15 protein-coding genes and 1 tRNA gene are annotated in these 16,517 nt (G+C 70.2%); 9 read left to right on the top strand and 7 right to left on the bottom strand.

Features of this window, described 5'->3' with window-relative positions; translation table 11 throughout:
- Window positions 1-6: 6 nt before the first annotated feature.
- Window positions 7-2,811: a phosphoenolpyruvate carboxylase gene (ppc, locus tag C1M51_RS04650; RefSeq protein ID WP_129448449.1), complete on the bottom strand. Its 2,805-nt coding sequence runs from the start codon at window positions 2,809-2,811 to the stop codon at window positions 7-9.
- A 108-nt stretch (window positions 2,812-2,919) separates the two neighbouring features.
- Here ppc and hemC point away from each other — a divergent pair, with 108 nt between their 5' ends.
- From hemC to C1M51_RS04605, 9 genes are all read left to right on the top strand, one after another.
- A complete protein-coding gene (hemC, locus tag C1M51_RS04645) occupies window positions 2,920-3,873 on the top strand; it encodes a hydroxymethylbilane synthase (RefSeq protein ID WP_129448448.1) in 954 nt (317 codons plus the stop codon).
- A 29-nt stretch (window positions 3,874-3,902) separates the two neighbouring features.
- Window positions 3,903-4,730, top strand: coding sequence for a uroporphyrinogen-III synthase (locus tag C1M51_RS04640; protein WP_129448447.1), 828 nt, complete (start codon window positions 3,903-3,905; stop codon window positions 4,728-4,730).
- Between the two features lie 116 nt (window positions 4,731-4,846).
- Window positions 4,847-5,854 carry a uroporphyrinogen-III C-methyltransferase gene (locus C1M51_RS04635; protein ID WP_242499971.1) on the top strand — a complete coding sequence of 336 codons (1,008 nt, stop codon included), beginning with the start codon at window positions 4,847-4,849 and terminating at the stop codon, window positions 5,852-5,854.
- Between the two features lie 13 nt (window positions 5,855-5,867).
- Window positions 5,868-7,115, top strand: a complete 1,248-nt coding sequence (locus C1M51_RS04630; protein ID WP_129448446.1) for a heme biosynthesis HemY N-terminal domain-containing protein — start codon at window positions 5,868-5,870, stop codon at window positions 7,113-7,115.
- 38 nt (window positions 7,116-7,153) lie between these two features.
- A tRNA-Arg gene (locus C1M51_RS04625) sits at window positions 7,154-7,230 on the top strand.
- Between the two features lie 240 nt (window positions 7,231-7,470).
- Window positions 7,471-7,866, top strand: coding sequence for a VOC family protein (locus C1M51_RS04620; RefSeq protein ID WP_129448445.1), 396 nt, complete (start codon window positions 7,471-7,473; stop codon window positions 7,864-7,866).
- 110 nt (window positions 7,867-7,976) lie between these two features.
- Complete coding sequence (gene gloB / locus C1M51_RS04615; RefSeq protein ID WP_129448444.1) at window positions 7,977-8,756, top strand: hydroxyacylglutathione hydrolase; 780 nt, start codon at window positions 7,977-7,979, stop codon at window positions 8,754-8,756.
- A 10-nt stretch (window positions 8,757-8,766) separates the two neighbouring features.
- On the top strand, window positions 8,767-9,990 hold the full coding sequence (locus tag C1M51_RS19350; protein ID WP_129448443.1) for a PAS domain-containing protein: 1,224 nt from the start codon (window positions 8,767-8,769) through the stop codon (window positions 9,988-9,990).
- 32 nt (window positions 9,991-10,022) lie between these two features.
- The gene (locus tag C1M51_RS04605) at window positions 10,023-11,066 is read left to right on the top strand and encodes an NAD(P)-dependent alcohol dehydrogenase (protein WP_129448442.1); all 1,044 of its coding nucleotides are present in this window, start codon (window positions 10,023-10,025) and stop codon (window positions 11,064-11,066) included.
- 29 nt (window positions 11,067-11,095) lie between these two features.
- On the opposite strand, the gene C1M51_RS04600 is transcribed toward C1M51_RS04605, so the two are convergent.
- The 6 genes from C1M51_RS04600 to C1M51_RS04575 all read right to left on the bottom strand — a co-directional run bounded on the left by C1M51_RS04600 (window position 11,096) and on the right by C1M51_RS04575 (window position 16,457).
- A complete protein-coding gene (locus C1M51_RS04600; RefSeq protein WP_129448441.1) occupies window positions 11,096-11,332 on the bottom strand; it encodes a hypothetical protein in 237 nt (78 codons plus the stop codon).
- A gap of 213 nt (window positions 11,333-11,545) precedes the next feature.
- On the bottom strand, window positions 11,546-12,052 hold the full coding sequence (locus tag C1M51_RS04595; RefSeq protein WP_129448440.1) for an SRPBCC family protein: 507 nt from the start codon (window positions 12,050-12,052) through the stop codon (window positions 11,546-11,548).
- Window positions 12,053-12,068: 16 nt separating this feature from the next.
- Window positions 12,069-12,569 (bottom strand): SRPBCC family protein, encoded by a 501-nt coding sequence (locus tag C1M51_RS04590; protein ID WP_129448439.1) that lies wholly within the window; start codon window positions 12,567-12,569, stop codon window positions 12,069-12,071.
- 19 nt (window positions 12,570-12,588) lie between these two features.
- The gene (locus tag C1M51_RS04585; RefSeq protein ID WP_242499970.1) at window positions 12,589-13,365 is read right to left on the bottom strand and encodes a transporter; all 777 of its coding nucleotides are present in this window, start codon (window positions 13,363-13,365) and stop codon (window positions 12,589-12,591) included.
- Between the two features lie 158 nt (window positions 13,366-13,523).
- On the bottom strand, window positions 13,524-14,849 hold the full coding sequence (locus tag C1M51_RS04580; RefSeq protein ID WP_129448437.1) for a DUF1329 domain-containing protein: 1,326 nt from the start codon (window positions 14,847-14,849) through the stop codon (window positions 13,524-13,526).
- Between the two features lie 21 nt (window positions 14,850-14,870).
- Window positions 14,871-16,457, bottom strand: coding sequence for a DUF1302 family protein (locus C1M51_RS04575; protein ID WP_129448436.1), 1,587 nt, complete (start codon window positions 16,455-16,457; stop codon window positions 14,871-14,873).
- Window positions 16,458-16,517: the final 60 nt, after the last annotated feature.

The following is a 16,517-nucleotide window of genomic DNA, read 5'->3' as shown; positions in this document are numbered from 1 at the left end:
CCGCGCTCAGCCGGAGTTGCGCAGCCCGGCCGCCACGCCGTTGATCGACATGTGGATGCCGCGCTGCACGCGCTCGTGCAGCTCGCCGCGCCCCTGCTGGGCGCGGTAGCGGCGCATCAGCTCGACCTGCAGGTGGTTCAGCGGATCGATGTAGGGCAGGCGGTGCTCGATCGAGCGCGCCAGCGCCGCATTGCCGGCCAGCCGGCGCGGCTCGCCGGTGATGGCGGCCAGCACGGCATCGGTGCGCTGCCATTCGGCCTGGATGGCCGCGAAGATCTTCTTCGCGGCCCGCTTGTCCGGCACCAGCTCCACGTAGCGCGTCGCGATCGCCAGGTCGCTCTTGGCCAGCACCATGTCGATGTTGGACAGCAGCGTGCCGAAGAACGGCCACTGCGCGTGCATGCGCTGCAGCAGCGCGAGGCGCTCCTTGCGCAGCTTGGGCGCGTCCCCCAGGAAGCCCTCGACGGCCGAGCCGAAGCCGTACCAGCCCGGCAGCGCCACGCGGCATTGGCCCCAGCTGAAGCCCCAGGGGATGGCGCGCAGGTCCTCGATGGCGCGCGTGGCCTTGCGCGAGGCCGGCCGCGAGCCGATGTTGAGCTCGGCGATCTCGCGGATCGGCGTGGCGGCGAAGAAGTAGTCGGCGAAGCCGGGGGTCTCGTAGACCAGCCGACGGTAGGCCGCCATGCTGAGCTGCGACAGCGTGTCGGCGGTGTCGAGGAACAGCTTCGGCGCGTGGCGCTTCGGCGGCAGCAGCGTGGCCTCCAGCGTCGCCGCCACCAGGGTTTCGAGGTTGCGCCGGCCGATCTCGGGGTTGGCGTACTTCGACGCGATCACCTCGCCCTGCTCGGTGAGGCGGATCTGGCCGTTCACGGTACCCGGAGGCTGCGCCAGGATGGCCTGGTAGCTCGGGCCGCCGCCGCGGCCCACGGTGCCGCCGCGGCCGTGGAACAGGCGCAGCGTGAGGCCGTGCTCGCGCTTGAGCGGCTCGAACAGCTCGACCAGCGCGGTCTCGGCCCGGTAGAGCTCCCAGTTGCTGGTGAAGAAGCCGCCGTCCTTGTTGCTGTCGGAGTAGCCGAGCATCACGTCCTGCTCGCAGTACTGGTCGGCGCCGCTGCGCAGCACCAGCGGCAGCACGCCCGGCAGCGCGTAGAACTCGCGCATGATGGGCGCGGCCTGGCGCAGGTCGGTGATGGTCTCGAACAGCGGCACGACGATCAGGTCGCAGCGCGCGTCGGTGTCGAGCGTGCCCTGCAGCAGGCCGGCTTCCTTCTGCAGCACCAGCACTTCCAGCAGGTCGCTCACCGTCTCGGTGTGGGAGATGATGCAGTGGCGGATCGCGGCGTGGCCATAGAGGGCCCGGCCCTCGCGCGCGGCCTCGAAGATCGCCAGCTCGCCGCGCGTGCGCTCGCTGTAGACGGCACCGCGCACCTGCAGGCTGCGCGCGTCGTTGAGCAGGCCCAGCAGCAGCGCGACCTTGGCCTCCTCGGGCATCGCTGCGTAGTCGGCCTCGATGCGGGCGCCGGCCATCAGCTCGGCGAGCACCGCCTCGTGCTGGTCGGAGCTCTGGCGCAGGTCGACGGTGGCGAGGTGGAAGCCGAACACCTGCACGGCGCGGATCAGCGGCTTGAGGCGCGCCGCCGCGAGCGCCGCGCCGTGGTGCGAGGCGAGTGAGGCCTCGACGGTGCGCAGGTCGGCCAGCAGCTCCTCGGCGGTGGCGTAGGGCGTGGACGGCGCGACCGCGTGGCGCAGCGCCTCGGTGCCGGTCAGCGCCGTCAATGTGCCGGCGAGGCGCGCGTACACGCCGATCAGCGCGCGGCGGTAGGGCTCGTCGAGCCGGTGCGCGTTGTGATCGCCGGAGCGGTCGGCCAGCGCCTGCAGCTCCGGCGTGACCTGCACCAGCAGCGCCGAGATCGACAGCTCGGCGCCGAGTTCGTGCACCTCGGTCAGGTAGAAGCGCAGCACCGTCTCGCTGTGGCGTGCCAGCGCGAGGCGCAGCGTCTCGGCCGTGACGTTGGGGTTGCCGTCGCGGTCGCCGCCGATCCAGTTGCCCATGCGGAAGAACGGTGCGACCTCGAAGCCCGGCAGCAGCGCCTCCAACTCGGCATAGAGCTTGGGGATCTGGCGCAGGAAGGTGCTCTGGTAGTACGACAGCGCGTTGTCGATCTCGTTGGCGACGCTGAGCTTGGAGGTGCGCAGCAGCCGCGTCTGCCACAGCTGTGTGACGCGGGCGCGCAGCATCGCCTCGTTGGCGGCGCGCTCACGCTGTGTCGGCAGCGTGTCGCGCGCGCCGATCAGCTCGGCCACCGCGCGCTCGGCGTCGAGCACGCTCTTGCGCTGCACTTCGGTCGGGTGGGCGGTGAGCACCGGCGACAGGTAGGCGTGGCCCAGCAGATCGGCGATCTCGGTGGCGCGCACGCCGCGCTTGGCGAGCCGCTCGAAGCTCATCGCCAGCGAGCCCTCCTGCACGTGGCCGAGCTGCTCGTGGTGCTCGCGGCGCCGCACGTGATGGCGGTCCTCGGCCAGGTTGGCGAGATGGGAGAAGTAGCTGAAGGCGCGCACCACCGACACCGCCTGCTCGACCGACAGGTTCTTCAGCAATCGGTCCAGCGCGCGGCCGGCCTGGGTGTCGCGCTTGAGCCGGTAGGCCACGGCGAGCTGGCGGATGCGCTCGATCAGCTCGAAGGCCGGTGCGCCCTCCTGCTCACGGATCACGTCGCCCAGGATGCGGCCGAGCAGGCGGATGTCCTCGATCAGCGGGCGGTTCTTGTCGGCGCCGCGGTCGGCGCTGCGGGGGGTCTTGGCGGTGGCCATGGGCGGAAGGAGGGTCGAGTGGAAGGGGCTGGCCCGAAGGCGCAAGGATGCTAGCAGCGCTCATGCCAGCGGCTTCGGTGCGGCCCGAGGCGCTGCTAGCATTCCCGCATGGAAGCGAGCACACAAGCCTGGGTCATCGCGACCCGCGAGAGCCGGTTGGCGCTGTGGCAGGCCGAGCATGTGCGCGCACTGCTCGGCGCGCGCCTGGATGCGCCGGTCGAGCTGCTGGGGATGACGACGCGCGGCGACCAGATCCTGGACCGCACGCTCAGCAAGGTCGGTGGCAAGGGCCTGTTCGTCAAGGAGCTCGAGACCGCGCTGGAGGCCGGTGACGCCCACCTCGCGGTGCATTCGCTGAAGGATGTGCCGATGGACCTGCCCGTCGGTTTCGTGCTCGCCGCGGTGCTGGAGCGCGAGGACCCGCGTGACGCCTGGGTCTCCCCACGCTACGCCGACCTGGCCGCGCTGCCGTCCGGCGCGGTGGTCGGCACCTCGAGCCTGCGGCGGTTGAGCCAGTTGCGCGCCCGCCGGCCCGACCTGCGCATCGAGCCGCTGCGCGGCAACCTCGACACCCGCCTGCGCAAGCTCGACGAAGGCCAGTACGACGCCATCGTGCTGGCTGCTGCCGGCCTGAAGCGCCTGGGTCTGGCCGAGCGCATCCGCAGCGTGTTCGAGGCCGACGCGATGATCCCCGCCGCGGGCCAGGGGGCGCTCGGCATCGAGCTGCGGGCCGATACGCCCGAGCGCCATCCGGCGCTGTGGGCCGCCCTGCGGGCGCTGACGCACGAGCCGAGCTGGCTGGCGGTGCATGCGGAGCGCGCGGTCTCGCGTGCACTGGGCGGCAGCTGCAGCATGCCGCTGGCGGCGCATGCGCAATGGCAGGCCGATGGCCGGCTGGTCTTGCGGGCGGCGCTGGGCAGCGTGGCCGAGGCCGCGCCGGCGCTGGTGCACGCCGAGGCGGGCGCGGCCGTAACCGACACCGCCGGGGCCGAGACGCTGGGCCTCGCGGTGGCGCAGCAGTTGCGCCAGCGCGGTGGCGACGCGCTGCTGGCGGCGCTCTGAACGTCGTCGTCTCGACGGGCCTCCGCCGCATGCGCGTGCTCGTCACCCGTCCCGAGGAGCAGGCGCGCGAGTGGGTGGCGCGGCTGGCCGAGCGCGGCGTCGTGGCGGCGGCCTTGCCGCTGATCGCGATCGAGGCGCCGGCCGACCCGGCGCCGGTGCGGCTGGCATGGCAGACGCTGTCGCAGCGCAGCCTGCTGGTGTTCGTGAGTCCGAACGCGGTGACGCAGTTCTTCTCGCAGCGGCCGGCTGGCGGTGATTGGCCGGCCACGCTGCGGTTCGGATCCCCGGGGCCGGGCACCAGCGCGGCCTTGCGTGCGGCCGGTGTGGCGCCGGGCGCGATCGTCGAGCCGCCGTCCGACGCGGGGCGCTTCGATTCGGAGGCCCTGTGGGCCGTGCTCGGCCCGCAGGGCCCGTGGCAGGGCCGCTCGGTGCTGATCGTTCGCGGCAGCGTCGACGGCGAAGCGCAGGGCCGCGGCCGCGAGTGGCTGTCGCGGGTGCTGCGCGACGCCGGGGCCAGCGTCGACCTCGTGGCCGCCTACCGTCGCGCGCCGCCGCGGCTGGACGCGGCGGGACAGGCGGTGTGGGCCGCTGCACTGGCGGCACCGGCCGAGCACCTGTGGCTGTTCAGCAGCTCGGAGGCCATCGATCAGCTCGACGCGCTGGCCGCGGCCGCCGGCACCGCACCCGACTGGCGGACCACGCAGGCGTTGGCGACGCATCCGCGCATCGCCCAGCGCGCGCGCAGGGCGGGCTTCGGCCGGGTGATCGAGGCGCCGCCCACGCTCGAGGCGGTGGTCGCCGCGATCGGCGTGTCACGGTCCGGTGGAGAGCGGCCGATAGAATCGTCAGCACCGTGAGCGAGTCCCCAGAGCCCCCTGTCGCGCCGCCCGCGCCCCTTCCCCCGCACCCCGTGCCGGTCGTCGTCCAGCCTGCGACCCGTTCGACGCGGTCGCGGCGCTTGCAGTTGGGGCTGATGCTGCTGCTGTTGCTGGTCAGCGTGACCGCACTGTCGATGGCCTGGTATGGCCAGCGCCGGCTGCGCACGCTGGAGCAGGAGCTGGTTCGGCGCCAGCAGGACAGCGCCGGTCAGGCCACCGAGGCCCAGCTGCTGGCCAAGCAGGCCCAGGAGCTGTCGCGTGACGCGGTGGCCAAGGTCACGCTGACGGAGAGCCGGCTGGCCGAGATCACTGCGCAGCGCGGCCAGCTCGAAGAACTGATCCAGTCGCTGTCGCGTGCACGGGACGAGAACCTGGTGGTCGACATCGATGCCGGCATCCGCGTGGCGCTGCAGCAGACCGCCATCACCGGCAGCGCCGCGCCGCTGGTGGCGGCGCTGAAGGCGGCCGACGAGCGCCTCGCGCGCGTCAGCCAGCCGCGGCTCGAACCGGTGCGACGCGCGATCGCGCGCGACCTCGATCGCGTCAAGGCCGTGAGCGTGGCCGACATCGCCTCGCTGGCGATCAAGCTCGACGAGGCCGCGCGGCTGGTCGACGAGGCGCCACTGCAGGTGCTCGATCCGCAGCGCCTGACCGAAGTGAAGGCGCCGCGTGCGGTCGCGCGCGTTGCCCCCTCGCCGGCCAGTGCCGCAGCGTCGGCGGCTCCGGTCGGTGGCCTGCGCGCGGAACTGGGCGACTGGTGGCGGGGCCTGTGGGCGGAGACGCGCACCCTGCTGCGCGTGACGCGCATCGACCAGCCGCAGGCCATGCTGCTGGCGCCCGAGCAGGGGTTCTTCCTGCGCGAGAACCTCAAGCTCCGGCTGCTCAACGCGCGGCTGGCCTTGATGAGTCGCCAGTTCGACACGGCGCAGTCCGATCTGCAGGCTGCACTCGCGGCCGTCGACAACTACTACGACCGCGGCGCACGCAAGACGCAGTTGCTGACCGAACTGCTGCGCAGCGTGGTGCCGCAGGCGCGCCAGGCCGGCGTGCCGCGCCCGGACGACACGCTGGCGGCGCTGACGACCGCGGCGGCGGGCCGCTGAGGCGCCGGCTCCGATGCGCAACGTCATCTGGTTGCTGTTGCTGGCCATCGTGGCCGTGGTAGCGGCCAGCCTGCTCGGCAGCAACGACAACCTCGTCACGCTGTACTGGGCGCCGTGGCGCGTCGACCTGTCGTTCAACCTGTTCATGGTCATCCTGGTCGGCCTCTGCCTGGTGCTGAATGCGCTGATCCAGGCGGTCGGGCTGCTGATCGGGCTGCCGCGGCGGGCGCGCGAATGGCGCGTGTCGCGCCGCGACCGCATTGCCCAGGGCGCGCTGCGCGAGGCGCTGTCGCAGTACTTCGGCGGCCGCTACGGGCGCGCCCACAAGGCCGCGCAGCGCGCGGTGGCGATCCAGGCCGACACGCCCGAGCTGCGCCAGGACACCGAGTTCACGGTGCTCGGGCACCTGCTCGCCGCCGGCAGCCTGCACCGCCTGCAGGACCGCACGCGGCGCGACGAGCAGCTCGCGCAGGCCCTCGACCTGGCCCGCCGCAGCACGGCGGCGCGCCCGGCGGAAGAGGGCGCCCGGCTGCTCGCGGCCGAGTGGGCGCTCGACGACCGCGATGCCGCCCGCACGCTCGAACTGCTGGCGCAGCTGCCGCCCGGCGTGTCGCGGCGCACCCAGGCCCTGCGCCTGAAGCTGAAGGCGGCGCGCCTGGCCCAGGAGCCGCTGGAGGCCCTGAAGACGGCGCGCCTGCTCGCCAAGCACCAGGGCTTCTCGCCGGACGCTGCGCAGGGACTGATGCGCACGCTGGCGATCGAGGCGCTGGACACGGCACGCGACACCGAGCAGACCCAGCGGGTCTGGCGCGAGTTCGACGTCGCCGACCGGCGCGACGTGGTGGTGGCCGCCCATGGGGCGCGTCAACTGGTCGCGCTGGGAGCGACCGACGATGCGCGGGCCTGGCTGCGCCCCTTCTGGGACCGCGTGGCGACCTTGCCGCGCGAGGAACGCGACACGCTGGCCTTCGCGCTGGCCGATGCCGTCGACGGCATCGGTCCCGAATGGCTGCCGCGCCTGGAGGCTGCGCTCCAGTCCTGTCCGGGCGAGGGCGCGCTGGCCTACGGTGTGGGTCGCGCGATGATGGCGCGCCAGCTCTGGGGCAAGGCCCGAGCCCTGCTGGAACAGGCGGCGCGTGACGAGGCGCTGACGCCGACGGTGCGCCGCGAAGCCTGGCTGCACCTGGCGGCGATGGCCGAGCAGGATCGGGACGAAGAGCGCGCGGCGCAATGCTTCCGCGCCGCGGCGGCCCTGGGTTGAGACGCGAAAACGCTTCGTGCTAAACTGCAGGGCTTGATGCGGCTGTAGCTCAGCTGGATAGAGTACTTGGCTACGAACCAAGGGGTCGTGGGTTCGATTCCTGCCAGCCGCACCAGATCTGCTCAACGAAACAACGGGTCAGCCTCACAAGGGCTGGCCCGTTTTTTCTTGGCGTGAGCCCGTGCTTCGTCGCTGTCCCCACCCCCCAGCCCGCACCGTCGCTACCCGCGTACTACCTGCTGCGGGGCCGTCGATGAAAAACTGTCGACCATCCCCCGGGAGCGAGATCGCCGGAGCAGCGTGCGTCCATCGACGCTCCGACGCCCCTCGCGCCCCGCCAGTCACAGGAGTACACGTGGCAAAGCTCATACACACCATGATCCGGGTCCGCGAGCTCGAGCGCTCGCTGAAGTTCTACGAGTCCGTCCTCGACATGAAGGAGTCCCACCGGCTCGACTTTCCCGAGTTCACGCTCGTCTACCTGCGCGCCGAAGGCTGCCACTTCGAGATCGAGCTGACGCTGAACAAGGGGCGTGAAGACGACTACTCGCACGGCACGGGCTACGGCCATGTCGCGGCCGTCGTGCCGGACGCGAACGCGAAGCGGGCGCAGGTCGACGCGCTCGGCTACGCGCCGACCGCGGTCAAGGAATTCAAGCGCGGCGAGGAACTGCTGGCCCGGTTCTTCTTCGTGCAGGACCCCGACGGCTACAAGATCGAGGTGCTGGAACAGCACGGGCACTACCGCTAGCGATCGTTGCAGGCCCGGGCCGGCGGCCCGGGAACGATGCGTCGCGCGCCCGGCCTCGATCAGGCTCCGCGCGGCTCGGTGAGTTTGCTTAGCGCTGCCAGGAGAGCAACGTGCACGCCCTCGTGTCGATCAAGGCCTTTGCCGACAACTACATCTGGCTGTTCCGCGTCGGAAACCGCGCGTGGGTCGTCGACCCGGGCGAGTCGGCCAGCGTGCTCGCCTATCTCGACAGGCACCACCTGATCCTCGAGGGGATCCTGCTGACCCACCACCACGACGACCACACCGGGGGCGTCGATCACCTCCGGTCGGTGCGCAATGCCCGGGTCTACGGGCCTGCGCGCGAGCGCCTGCCCGAACCCGCCATCCGGCTGCTGCACGGCGACGAGGTGGACGCCCTGGGCGTGCGCTTCCGCGTGATCGACGTGCCCGGGCACACCGCCGGGCACATCGCGTACTACGCGGAGGACTTCGACGGCCGTCCGCTGCTGTTCTGCGGCGACACGCTGTTCTCGGGCGGCTGCGGGCGCCTGTTCGAAGGCACGCCGGCGCAGATGTTCGCCTCGCTCGACCGGCTCGCCGGCCTGCCCGGCGACACCCTGGTGTGCTGTGCCCACGAATACACGGTGGGCAACCTGCGGTTCGCGAACGCCGTCGAGCCCGACAATCGCGACGTGGTGGAGCACCTCGATCGCTGCCTGGCGCTGCGGGCCCGCGACGAGCCCACGCTGCCCAGCTCCATCAAGCAGGAGCGCCTGATCAATCCCTTCCTGCGCTGTCAGGACCCGGCGGTGGCGAACGCGGCGCGGCGCCGGGCCGCGGTCGGCCATGCGATGGACGATGTGGCGGTGTTCGCCGCGTTGAGGGCCTGGAAGGACCGCTTCGCATGAGAGCCCGGCCATGGCGATGAAGGTCTCCTTCTTCCGCGCTCGCCGGGACGCTCCGCAGGAACCGGACGAGAAGGGCGCCGAGCTCGAGTTGCTGCGCCGGCAGGTCGCGGCACAGCAGGTCGAGATCGAGGGCCTGCAGAGGCGCTTCGACCTGATCCGCCGCGTCTCGGGAGAAGGGCTGTGGGACATGGAAGTACCCGCTGACGACGCGGCCGGCGCCGGCAACCCGTTCTGCTGGTCGATGCAGTTCCGCCGACTGCTCGGCTACCAGGACGAACGCGACTTCCCCGACGTGCTGGCCAGCTGGGCCGACCTGCTGCACCCGGAGGACAAGCAGCGCACGCTGCAGGCCTTCGCCGCCCACATGCAGGACCGTTCCGGTCGCACACCGTACGACGTGACCTACCGCCTGCGCTGCAAGGACGGCGTGTGCCGCTGGTTCCGTGCGCGGGGCGAGACGCTGCGGGCGGCCGACGGCACCCCCTTGCGCGTGGCGGGTACCCTCATTCCCATCGACGAGGACCTGAAGCTCCAGCAGGCGCTCGACGTGACGCACACGCGCTTCGAGCTGTCGCGCGAGATCGTCAACGACGGCGTCTGGGACCTGGCCGTCGTCGCCGGCGATCCGGTCAACCCCAGGAATGCGTTCTGGTGGTCGCCGCAGTTCCGCCGCTTGCTGGGCTTCGCCGACGAGGCCGAGTTCCCGAACGTCCTCGACAGCTGGGCGTCACGCCTGCACCCGGAGGACAAGGACCGCACGATGACGGCCTTCGTGCAGCACCTGACCGACAAGACCGGCCGCACCCCCTACGACGTCTGCTACCGGCTGCGATGCAAGGACGACCGATACCGCTGGTTCCGCGCCCGTGGCCAGACCCAGCGGGCCGCCGACGGCACCGCGCTGCGGGCCGTCGGGGCCCTGGCCGACATCCAGGCCGAAAGGGACCGGGAGGAGGCCGGGCGGCAGCGCGTCAGGTACAACGCCCAGCTCGAATCCAGCCTGAAGGACATCGGCGACATCGTCGGCACGATCCAGCGCATCGCCCAGCAGACCAACCTGATCGCGATCAACGCCGCGGTGGAGGCCGCACGAGCCGGCGAAGCGGGCCGCGGCTTCTCCGTCATCGCCAGCGAGATCCGTGCGCTGTCCAAGCGCACCAGCGACGCGACGACCGACGCCGCACACATCCGGCAGAAGCTCGAAGACGGTCGACGCGAGTTGGTCGAACGCTGACCGACCCCCCCGACAGGACACCAGGAGACGCCATGAAGGCCGCCGTGCTGCACCAGTACAACGAGTCGCTGAGCGGCGACAGCTTCGTGCGCTACGGCGACGTGCCCGACCCGAAGATCGAGAGCCCGACCGACGTCATCGTGCGCATCGGCGGTGCCGGCGTGTGCCGCACCGACCTGCACGTGGTCGAGGGCCTGTGGCGCGGCAAGGTCGACGTCGAGCTGCCCTACATCATGGGCCACGAGAACGCCGGCTGGATCGAGGCAGTGGGTTCGGCGGTGAACGGCATGAAGGTCGGTGACCCGGTGATCTGCCATCCGCTCGTGACCAGCGGCCACTGCCTGGCCTGCCGCCGCGGCGACGACATGCACGCCGACGGCAGCCGCTTCCCCGGCATCAATGCCGACGGCGGCTACGCCGAGTACCTGCGCACGAACCAGCGCTCGCTGATCAAGCTGCCGTCGACGCTGGCACCCAAGGACGTGGCGCCCTACACCGATGCCGGGCTCACCGCCTACCGGGCGGCCAAGAAGGCCTCGCGCCACCTGCTGCCCGGCGAGTACGCGGTCGTCATCGGCGCCGGCGGCCTGGGGCACATCGGCATCCAGGTGCTGGCGGCGCTGTGCGCCGCCGAGATCATCGTCGTCGACCGCGCCGACGCCGCGCTGCAGCTGGCCAAGTCCTGCGGCGCCCACCATGTGGTCCAGGCCGACGGTCAGGAGCTCGAACGCGTGCTCGAACTCACCGAGGGGAAGGGTGGCCAGGCGGTCATCGATTTCGTCGGCGAGGGCGACGCCATTCCCAAGGGCCTGGCGATGACGCGCAACGCCGGCACCTACTACATCGTCGGCTACGGCGGCCGGATCGAGCTGCCCTCGATCGACATGATCACGAGCGAGAAGAGCATCGTCGGCAACCTGGTCGGCACCTATGCGGAGCTGGTCGAGCTGATGGCGCTGGCCGATCGCGGGCGGGTGCACCTGGCGACGCGCGAGTACGCGTTGAAGGATGCCAACCAGGCACTGCTCGACCTGCACCACGGCAGGATCCAGGGTCGCGCCGTGCTCATCCCCTGAATGGCCCGCGGCGGCGGGCCGCGTCGCTGTCAGGCGCGTCGGCGCGCGTACACCCGCGGCACGGCGAAATCGCGGCCCACGAGCGCGCGCGCGTACAGGTAGCTGTTGCGCTCGTGCTCGCCGAGCCCGTCCATGCGCACCTGCCCCGCGGCGTCGCACGGGAAGGCGTAGGCACGTCCGGCATCGAACAGCGACTGGAATCGCAGCTGGTAGCGGGTGGCTTCGCGGGCGGCCTCGTCAGGGTCGTCGGCTGTGGGGTCGGGCATGGTGGGCCTCCTGTCGTGTCGGATCGCCGGGTTTTCACCCTGGGCCGACTCGTGCGAATCGCATGCCAATGCTCCAGATGCCTAGTCGCCGGTCTGTCTCCCGGGGAGGGGCCGCCTCGCGGCCCCGACGCCTGCGGGGCGAGCGTCGTGTTCCGGGACGTGCTGCGGTGCAACCCGTCCGATTGCTGGACGCGGGGCTCCGGTTCCCACGGCTCACGGGGCCCTCTCGAAGTGGGTCGCCACCTTGCCCAGCCCGCCGTCGAAGGCGATGCCGACCCATTCGGTCGCGATGTCCTCGTCCACGTCGACCGCATCGAAGCTGGCGCTCCAGGTCAGCAGCGTCTTGCCGTCCGCGGTGGGGCTCACCGAGAGGGTCGAAACGTAGTTCTTGATCGGGAACGGGCTTTTCAGCGTGGTGTAGGTGTAGCGGGTCTTCGCGGCGTCGTAGGCGAGCAGCTTCTCCACCATTTCGCCGTCGCTGACGAGTGTCAAGGTGCGGATCGCGCCCGGCTTGGTGCCGTTGCCCTTGAGCGTGCTGTTCTTGACCGAGGGGTGCCAGAGGTCGGTCGCGTTGAAGTCGCCGACGTACTTCCAGACGGTGGCCGGCGAGCGATCGATCGTGACGTCGCGCGAGAAGGAGATCGCGCCGTCGGCGTGGCCGGCACCGGCCAGGGCCATCAGCAGGCCGGCCGCAGCGGCATTGCGGAGGAGGGTGTTCATGCGCGCTGTCTCCTGGTCATGGCTGCTTGAAGTTGGCCCGCAGCTTGGCCATCCCGGCGTCCTGGAGGCCGCCGATGATCGTGGTGGCCTGCTCGTCGCTGACGCCCTTGGCGTCGAAGGTCGAGCGCCACGTCATCAAGGTGCGGCCCTCGTCGGCCGGTGTGAGCGTGATGGTCGCCTTGTAGTTGGCGACCGGCAGGGCGCTCTCGACGATGGCGTAGCTGTAGCTCCGCTGCGTCGCGCTGTACGACAGCAGCTTCTCGAGCCGCGTGGCGCCGTCGTCCAGCGTCAGGCGCCGCCGGGCACCGACCTGGCCGGCCTTGCCCTGCAGTTCGCTCTCGAGGACGGCCGGGTGCCAGACGTCGAGGGCGTTGAAATTGCCGACCAGCTTCCAGACGGTGGCCGGCGAGTTGTCGATCGTGACTTCGCGTTCGACCGACAGGGCGCCCGCAGCGAAGCAGCTGCCGGTCGCGAGCAGGATGCCGGCGAGGCCGAGGGGGAGGGTGCGTGTCTTCATGGGGAAGCGATCTCCGGGGTTAGAACTTGATCGACAGTCCGGCACCGAACTCCCAGTCCGGTGAGGTGTGGGTGATCCCGCGCGAGACCACGGCGTCGACCTGCACCGCGGGGCTCAGGAGGTAGGCGCTGCCCACGTCGAAGCTCACCACCGACCCGCCGTGGCGGGACGAGGCGAGCTGACGGCCCGCCAGTTCGACGAAGCTGCGGAAGCGGTCGGTCCACGAGCGGCCGACGGTCGCCGCCAGGATGCCGGTGGCGTAGCGTCCGCCGCCCTGCTGCCGGTCGACCGCCACGCCGCCCATGACGCCGAGCGACAGCGCGTCGCCGAGCTCCCACTCGCCGACCGCCCGCAGCGAGGGCCGCAGGCCCTTGCCCCGGAACGCGGCCGATCCGGTGTCCACGTCCACATGCAGGAGCCAGGCGACGGCGGGACGCTGCGACGCCGCATCGCCGTCCTGCATGTGCCACTTGATGCCGAGCGAGGTGTCCGCATAGCCGCGCTCGCGCGCGGCGCCGTCGGATCGGGCACGCAGGCGGCCATCGGTCTCGATGCGCAGTTCGAGCGTGTCGCTGACGCCCAGGCGCAGCAGCGTCGGGGTCGAATCGAGCCTCAGCCGGGTCCCCGACCCATCGTCGCTGCGTTCGCGGGCGAGTCCGGTCTCCAGCTGGAACCGGCCCTTGCCCACCACCTGGCTGGATTCCACGAAATCGGGCCGATCGGTGCTGATGCCGTCGTCGGCGTGTGCCGGCGCCAGGCAGCACAGCAAGGCGGCCACGGCGGTCAGGGGCTTCACGGGGCTTCTCTGTCTCATGTTCGGTCGTTGTGGCGCGGTGCCCGGCGTGCCGTGCGGCGGGCCCCGGCGCCGTGCGCAAAGTGCAAAGGCCGCCGGGCCGGCGTTCGAGGCAGTGCCTGAACGCAGCGACCCGGCGGCCCGGCAGCACGATCTGCCGATTACTTCCCGGTGCCGGTCGCGACCTCTTCCAGGATGTTCAGTGCCACGTCGGTTTCCTTGACGCCCTTGGGGTTGGACTTCATGTTCGACGACCAGTTGGTGGCGTGACCGCGCTTCACGTCGATGATGTGGCCGATGACGGGCATCACCGCCTTGTAGCCGTCGTCGCCGACGTCAGGCCGGTTCTGGAAGATGAACATCTTCCAGAACTCGCCCTTGCGGTCGAGCGCATAGCCGAGGTAGGGGCGCGGGAAGTCGACTTCCATGTACACCACCTTCTTGCTGTACGGGTGCTCGTCGGGGCAGGTGCCTTCCACCACGTACACCTCGCGCGGCTCCCAGCCGATGTCCGGCGCCGGGTTGAAGTGCGGCGGGATGTCGATGCCGATGCGCGGGAAGCGCTTGGCCGGCTCGGTCCAGGGCTGCTTGACGTCCACGCTCATCTCCGGGCTGTGGGCGATGGCCAGCACCCAGCGCTTCTCGATCAGCTTGTTCGACTTGTACTTGGTGGGCGCGGCGTCCCAGATGTCCCAGTCGTCATACAGCTGGTCGGTGCCGCCGATCGGGTCCATCCAGGCACCGCCGGAGAGACGGCGCGTGCGGCGCACCGACTTCAGGTAGGCGTAGGAGTCGTCGGGCTTCTTCGAGTCGGCCTGGTTGTAGCGGACCGAGAAGAGCCCCAGGCCGCGGATGTCCTGCGGGTAGGTCGCGACGAAGTAGGTCTTCTGCGCGATCGTGCCGTCGCCTTCGGAGACCGGGCCGCCGTCGAGCCGGCCTTCCATGTAGTAGCGCCGCGATTGGAAGGCCTGCACGCGCTCGTAGCCCTTCTTCGCATCGAGGAAGGCCCAGGCGATGTCGCGCAGGTCCATCGTGGCGCCGTAGGTGGCGGCGCGCAGGTTCCAGATCACCTTGTCACCCGCGTGCGGGTCGTCCATCTTGATGGACTCGGGCGGGAACATCATGCCCGCCTTCCAGCCCGACACGGTGCGATCGGCCGGGTTGAACTTCACGTCCTTGGCGCCGTCCTTGGTCGCCTGGACGTACTTCGGGTCCATCGTGATCTTCTTCGAGTTGGCCAGCTTGATGGTCAGGTCGTAGTTCCTGATCATCCACTCCAGCTTCTCCGGCACCATGCTGGCAATCGTCTTGCCTTCGAAGGTGTCGTTCTTGATGCTGTCGAAGTTGCCCTTGTTGATGACGAAGCCCGCCTCGAGCTCCTTCGCCATCACGGGGGTGGCCACCATGGCGGCCGCCAGGGCCACGGCCCCGCCGAGGCCGGTGCGCAGCACGCTGCGTCGGTTGGTCATGTTCTTTCCGGTTTTCATCTTCATGTCTCCTGTCTGTGATCAAAACTGCCGGGTCAGGCGGAACACCAGCTGACTGGCCTTGCTGAAGTAGCCGAACAGCTGCGAGCCTTCGCCGCTGAACTGCGTCTTGTTGCTCTTGCCGCCGTCCCAGAAGAGGTCGGCCTCGAGCTTGGCCACCCACTTGTCGGACAAGGTCATCGCGACGCTCGGGATCGCGAAGCCACCGCCGTTGCTCAGGTCGAAGCCGATGGCGAAGCCCGGGTTGATCTCGTCGTTCTTGTAGTTGAGGACCGTGAAGGCGGTCAGGATGGTGCTGTGCTCCTTGATCTTCGAGCCGTACGCGAACAGCCGGACCAGGTCATCGCTGTCCTCGTAGTTGAGGATCTGCGTGTTGAACAGCTGGATCGACGAGAACGACGGCCGGCTCGTGCCCAGCAGCCCCTCGAACTTCAGGTTCTTGTCGATGCGCAGCATCGTGGTCAGCGTGTCCTTGAGCTTCACGCCGTTCAGGCCGATGCCCGGATTGCCGATGCCCGAGGCGTAGTTGCCGGGATTGAAGGCACCGCTGCCCACGTTGAACGGTTGGTCCTTCGTGTAGGCGACCTCGGCGCTCAGCACGGCGTCGAGCGTGTCGCTGTAGCCGCTCACCGTGGCCCCGAACACGTCGATCTTCGGGTGGATCAGGTCGAACACGCCGCCGGTGGCGGCGACGCCTTCGTAGCTCTTCCCGGGCGAGCCCGAGTTGGCCACCGGATCGGCCGAGAAGGTCTTCAGGTAGGCGAACGAATAGTTCATGCCGAAGGCCTCGCCGGCCCAGCGCACGCCGCCGGTGGCGTCGCGGAAGTCGCCCGACGGGTGGCTGCAGTTCTTGTTGGTCACCTCGTGCAGGTCGAAGCCGCGGTAGGGCTGGAAGAACCAGCGGCCGCCGCCGATGTCATAGGTGTTGCCGATGTCCTGGCAGCGGTCCCAGCCCGGGCGGATGTAGGCCGCCAGCATGCCGTCGGCCTCGGGGATGCGGATCTTGGTCGACAGCAGGATCAGCGGTTTGCGCCACTCCTCGTTCTCGCCCTCGAAGAACAGGCGCCAGCTCAGGTCGTAGCCGTGCACCAGGTCCATCGCGTGGAAGAAGTCGGACTCGCCCCACACCAGCTGCTGCTTGCCGAACTTCACCGTGGTGCGGTCACCGAGGTTGGTCTCGGCCCAGAACTCGCGCACGTCGAAGTTGTTGTAGTTCTTGATGATGCTTTCGCCACCGGTGGTGCCGTTGGTGGCGCGCAGGTCCTCGAGGTCCTCGAGGTAGTTGGTCTTGTACTCGCGGTCCAGGCGGGTGATCGCCTTCCACTTGATCGGGCCGGTCTTCGCGTCGGCGTCGAGCAGCACGGAGCCACGCACCATCGACAGCTTGCCCCGGCTCTTCTTGCCCTGCTGCTCCAGCTCGGGCTGGTTCTGCAGGTTCATCGACACCCAGCCACGGGCGTAGCCGGACAGCGCGAAGGCGTAGTCGCCGTCACCGGCGTTGCTCTTGGCCTCCTCGGTGGCGGCGTGCGCCGTCGAGGTGGCCATGCCCCCCAGGGCCGCCGCGAGGGCGATCCCGGGGATCTGCTTGAAGCGCTTGTTTCGTTTCATGTCTCCGTTCCTTTCGTCTTTTCACTAGAACCAGAAATTAGCCAGCACGAATCCGCACGG

Source organism: Methylibium sp. Pch-M, assembly GCF_004136295.1.
GTDB classification, from domain to species: Bacteria; Pseudomonadota; Gammaproteobacteria; order Burkholderiales; family Burkholderiaceae_C; genus Methylibium; species Methylibium petroleiphilum.
The sequence above is the reverse complement of the archived record's forward strand: the minus strand, read 5'-3'. Positions and strand labels throughout refer to the sequence as shown.

What these genes read in the sequence shown, in the direction of transcription:
- hemC (WP_129448448.1), top strand. Translation starts at nt 2,920, where the DNA reads ATGGAAGCGAGCACACAAGCCTGGGTCATCGCGACCCGCGAGAGCCGG.
- ppc (WP_129448449.1), bottom strand. Translation starts at nt 2,811, where the DNA reads ATGGCCACCGCCAAGACCCCCCGCAGCGCCGACCGCGGCGCCGACAAG.
- C1M51_RS04575 (WP_129448436.1), bottom strand. Translation starts at nt 16,457, where the DNA reads ATGAAACGAAACAAGCGCTTCAAGCAGATCCCCGGGATCGCCCTCGCG.
- C1M51_RS04640 (WP_129448447.1), top strand. Translation starts at nt 3,903, where the DNA reads ATGCGCGTGCTCGTCACCCGTCCCGAGGAGCAGGCGCGCGAGTGGGTG.
- C1M51_RS04580 (WP_129448437.1), bottom strand. Translation starts at nt 14,849, where the DNA reads ATGAAAACCGGAAAGAACATGACCAACCGACGCAGCGTGCTGCGCACC.
- C1M51_RS04600 (WP_129448441.1), bottom strand. Translation starts at nt 11,332, where the DNA reads ATGCCCGACCCCACAGCCGACGACCCTGACGAGGCCGCCCGCGAAGCC.
- C1M51_RS04605 (WP_129448442.1), top strand. Translation starts at nt 10,023, where the DNA reads ATGAAGGCCGCCGTGCTGCACCAGTACAACGAGTCGCTGAGCGGCGAC.
- C1M51_RS04635 (WP_242499971.1), top strand. Translation starts at nt 4,847, where the DNA reads ATGCTGCTGCTGTTGCTGGTCAGCGTGACCGCACTGTCGATGGCCTGG.
- C1M51_RS04595 (WP_129448440.1), bottom strand. Translation starts at nt 12,052, where the DNA reads ATGAACACCCTCCTCCGCAATGCCGCTGCGGCCGGCCTGCTGATGGCC.
- C1M51_RS19350 (WP_129448443.1), top strand. Translation starts at nt 8,767, where the DNA reads ATGGCGATGAAGGTCTCCTTCTTCCGCGCTCGCCGGGACGCTCCGCAG.
- C1M51_RS04630 (WP_129448446.1), top strand. Translation starts at nt 5,868, where the DNA reads ATGCGCAACGTCATCTGGTTGCTGTTGCTGGCCATCGTGGCCGTGGTA.
- C1M51_RS04590 (WP_129448439.1), bottom strand. Translation starts at nt 12,569, where the DNA reads ATGAAGACACGCACCCTCCCCCTCGGCCTCGCCGGCATCCTGCTCGCG.